1 protein-coding gene is annotated in these 4,440 nt (G+C 70.0%); it reads right to left on the bottom strand.

All coding sequences use genetic code 11. The features are described from left to right. A partial coding sequence (locus tag HNQ79_RS32985; RefSeq protein WP_185036669.1) for a type I polyketide synthase occupies positions 1-4,440 on the bottom strand: 4,440 nt, incomplete at both ends.

The following is a 4,440-nucleotide window of genomic DNA, read 5'->3' as shown; positions in this document are numbered from 1 at the left end:
CACCACCAAATGCCGGGCCACAACCGCACCCAACCCACCCGTACCACCAGTAACCAGGACCGTACCCTCACCGAACCCCACCACAGAGGCCTCGTTCCCGTCCTGACTCTCGTCACTGGGGAGGGACACGCGGGTGAGTCGTCCAGCGCGGACGATGTCGTCGCTGATGATCAGTTGCGGTTCGTCGCTGCCGAGTGCCTTTCGCAGCGCGGACGGGGACGGAGCGCCGGTGGCGAGGTCCAGCAGTCCGAAGCTGCCGGGGTTCTCCGTCTGTGCCGTCCGCACCAGGCCCCATACGGAGGCCGCCGCCAGGTCGGCCACCGTGCCGCCGTCCACGGCCACAGCGCCGCGGGTGACGAACACCAGCCGCGAGCCGGCGAACCGCTCCTCGGCCAACCAGCCCTGCACCAGAGCCAGGACCTGAGCCGTGAGTGTGTGCACCGACTCCACGACATCGCTCTCGCCCGTACTGGCGATGCTCAGCAGAACAGTGGCCGGTACCGGGGGTTCACCGGCCGTCAGCGCCGCCGGATCGGCGTATGTCTGCACATTGGTACCGGACTTGGCCAGTACTTCGGCGAGGCCGAACGCATCCGGGCCGAGGACGACGACCGAGCCCGGGGCGTCCGCCTCGGGCGCCGCCGCCACCGGCATCCATTGCAGGCCGAACAGTGAGTCCGCGCCCCCATCGGCGGAGCCGTTCAGTTCTTCCTTCGTCACTGCCCGGACGAGCAGGGAGTCGACCGAGGCGACCGGCGCCCCGGACAGGTCGGCCACCGAGATCGACACCGCGTCCCGGCCGGTCACCGGAGCGATCCGCACCCGCAGCGCGGAAGCACCCGACGCGACGAGCGACGCACCCTCCCACGAGAACGGCAGACCACCACCGCCCTCGCCGCTTGCCTCACCGGCGAGCAGAGAAGCATGCAGCGCCGAGTCCAGCAGAGCCGGATGCAGACCGAACGCGGCCGCATCACCCTGCGCGCCCTCCGGCAGGCCCACCTCGGCGAAGACCTCATTACCCCGGACCCACGCGGCCCGCAGGCCCTGGAACACCGGGCCGTAAGCGAAGCCCAGCTCGGCGAACCGCTCGTAGCAGCCCTCGACGTCCAGCGCCTCCGCACCCGCAGGCGGCCACACCGCAGTATCGAAACCGTCGACCGGTGTCCGGCCACCAACGGTCAGCGCACCCGAGGCATGCTGCGTCCAGGGTGAGTCCGAGCCCTCCAGGCGAGAGTGAATCTCCACCGAACGCCGGCCCGACTCGTCGGGAGCACCGACTGCGACCTGAACCTGAACCGCACCATGGTCGGGCAGGACGAGCGGCGCGGCCAGCGTCAGCTCCTCGACGCGATCACAGCCGACCTCGTCGCCCGCCCGGATCGCCAGCTCCAGCAGAGCCGTCCCCGGAAGGAGGACCCGGCCCATCACCACATGGTCGGCGAGCCACGGGTGCGCCTGTACGGACAGTCGCCCCGTGACCAACGCGCCTTCGGTTCCGGCCAATGCAACCGTGGCACCCAGAAGCGGGTGTCCAGCGGATTCCAGCCCGGCGGCGCGTACGTCCCCAGTGCCCCCGAGGGGCCCGGCCGGCCAGAACCATTGGCGTTGGAAGGCATAGGTGGGTACAGCAACCCGTCGCGCCCCGGTGAACAACGCCGTCCACTCTGTCGGAACACCCCGGACGTGCAGCTGAGCCAGCGCGGTGAGCGCGGTCAGTTCCTCGTCCCGGCCCTTGCGGAGCATCGATACGAGCGCCGCGTCCTCAGGTGCGGATTCCTGGGCCATGGCGGAGAGCACCCCGTCCGGGCCCAGTTCCAGGAACGTGGTCACGTCCTGTTCGGCGAGGGTCCGGATGCCGTCGGCGAAGCGCACGGCCTCGCGGACGTGGCGTACCCAGTACCCGGCCGAGCACAGCTCCTCGGCCGACGCCACCGCCCCGGTCAGGTTCGACACCACCGGGATGACCGGCTCGGCATACGACAGACTCTCCGCGACCGTGCGGAACTCCTCCAGCATCGGATCCATCAACGGCGAGTGGAACGCGTGCGAAACCCGCAGCCAGGTGGCCTTGCGGCCGTCTTCCTCCAGTCGCGCCGCGACATCCAGGACCACGTCCTCATGACCGGAGATCACTACGGACGACGGGCCGTTGACCGCGGCGATCGAGACCTGGCCCTCCCGCTCGGCCAGCAGCGGCAGCACCTCGTCCTCCGTCGCCTGCACCGCGACCATCGCACCGCCGGTCGGCAGCGCCTGCATCAGTTGCGCCCGCGCCACCACCAGCCGGGCCGCGTCCTCCAGCGAGAACACCCCCGCCACATGCGCCGCCGCGATCTCACCGATCGAATGCCCGGCCACGAAATCGGGCTTGACACCCCACGACTCCACCAGCCGGAACAGCGCCACCTCGACTGCGAACAACGCCGGCTGAGTGTAGCCCGTCTCATTCAGCAGTTCGATGTCCTCGCCCCACATCACCTCCCGCAGCGAACGGCCCAACCCGCCTTCGAGCTGCGCGAGTACGGAATCCAGCGTGTCCGCGAACACCGGGAACCGGCCGTAGAGCTCCCGGCCCATCCCCAACCGCTGCGAGCCCTGGCCCGAGAACATCACCGCCGACCTGCCACCGGCCACCGCGCCCGACACCACCGAAGGATGCGGGGCACCGGATGCCAAAGCCGCGAGGGCTCGTACCGCATCGGCGGAGGCGTCCGGCAGCACCACCGCGCGGTGGTCGAACTTCGAGCGGCCCGTGGCCAGCGAATAGCCGACATCCACCGGCCGCAGCTCCGGCCGCTCCTCCAACGAAGCCAGCAGCCTGGCGGCCTGGCCGCGCAGCGCCTCCGGCGTCTTGCCGGAGAGAATCCACGGCGCCCCACCGGACTCGGCGGCAGAGGTTTCCGTACCGTCCAGGACGGTTCCCTGAATGACGTGCGCCGGCTGCTCCAGGATCACGTGCGCGTTGGTGCCGCTGATACCGAAGGACGAGACGCCGGCGCGGCGCCTGCGGCCGGTCTCGGGCCACGGCGTCGACTCGGTCAGCAGCTCCACGGCGCCCGCGGACCAGTCCACGTGCGAGGACGGGGCGTCCACGTGCAGCGTCTGCGGGAGCACACCGTGCCGCATCGCCATCACCATCTTGATGACGCCGGCGACACCGGCGGCGGCCTGGGTGTGGCCGATGTTGGACTTCACCGAGCCCAGCAGCAACGGCCGGTCCTCGTCACGGTCCCGCCCGTACGTCGCCAACAACGCCTGCGCCTCGATCGGGTCACCCAACGTGGTGCCCGTACCATGCGCCTCGACCACATCCACGTCGTCCATCGACAGACCGCCGCTGGCAAGCGCCTGGCGGATCACACGCTGCTGCGAGGGACCGTTGGGAGCCGTCAGGCCGTTGGACGCACCGTCCTGGTTGACCGCACTGCCCCGCACCACGGCCAGGATCTCGTGACCGTTGCGCACCGCGTCGGACTGCCGCTCCAGCACCACCATGCCGACGCCCTCCGACCAGCCGACACCGTCAGCCGACTCGGAGAACGCCTTGCACCGGCCATCGGCCGACAGACCCCGCTGCCGGGCGAAGTCCACGAACACCGCCGGAGTCGACATCACCGTCACACCACCGGCCAGGGCCAGCGAGCACTCACCACTGCGCAGCGCCTGCATCGCCCAGTGCATGGCCACCAGCGACGACGAACACGCCGTGTCCACCGTCACCGCCGGACCCTCAAGACCCAGGGTGTACGACACCCGGCCCGACGCCAGACTGGGGGAGCTGCCACTGCCCTGGAAGCCCTCGAACTCCGGGCCTGCCAGCACTGCGCTGTAGTCGTTGTACATGACACCGGCGAACACGCCGGTGGCACTGCCCTTCAGCGACACCGGGTCGATCCCGGAACGCTCGATCGCCTCCCACGACGTCTCCAGCAGCAGTCGCTGCTGGGAGTCGGTCGCCAGCGCCTCGCGCGGGCTCATCCCGAAGAACGTCGGGTCGAACTCGCCCGCGTCGTGCAGGAATCCGCCCGAGCGGGTGTAGGAGGTGCCCTTGTGGTCGGGGTCCGGGTCGAAGAGCCCGTCGACGTCCCAACCACGGTTGGTCGGGAAGGCCGAGATCACATCACTGCCTTCGGTGACCAGTCGCCACAGGTCCTCGGGCGAGGTCACCCCTCCCGGGTACCGGCAGCTCATGCCCACGACCACGATCGGGTCGTCGGCCACCGACTGCGCAGACGCCGCGATCGGGAGAGCCACTGTCGAGTCCGCACCGAGCAATTCGTCGAGCAGGTGGGCGACCAGTGTCTCGACCGTCGGGTAGTCGAAGACCAGCGTGGCCGGCAGCCGCAGCCCGGTCACGGTGTTGAGCCGGTTGCGCAGTTCGACCGCCGTGAGCGAGTCGAAGCCCAGCTCTCGGAAGGCACGCTCCGGGTTGACCGC

The organism is Streptomyces candidus, assembly GCF_014207445.1.
GTDB lineage: Bacteria > Actinomycetota > Actinomycetes > Streptomycetales > Streptomycetaceae > Streptomyces > Streptomyces candidus.
The sequence above is the reverse complement of the archived record's forward strand: the minus strand, read 5'-3'. Positions and strand labels throughout refer to the sequence as shown.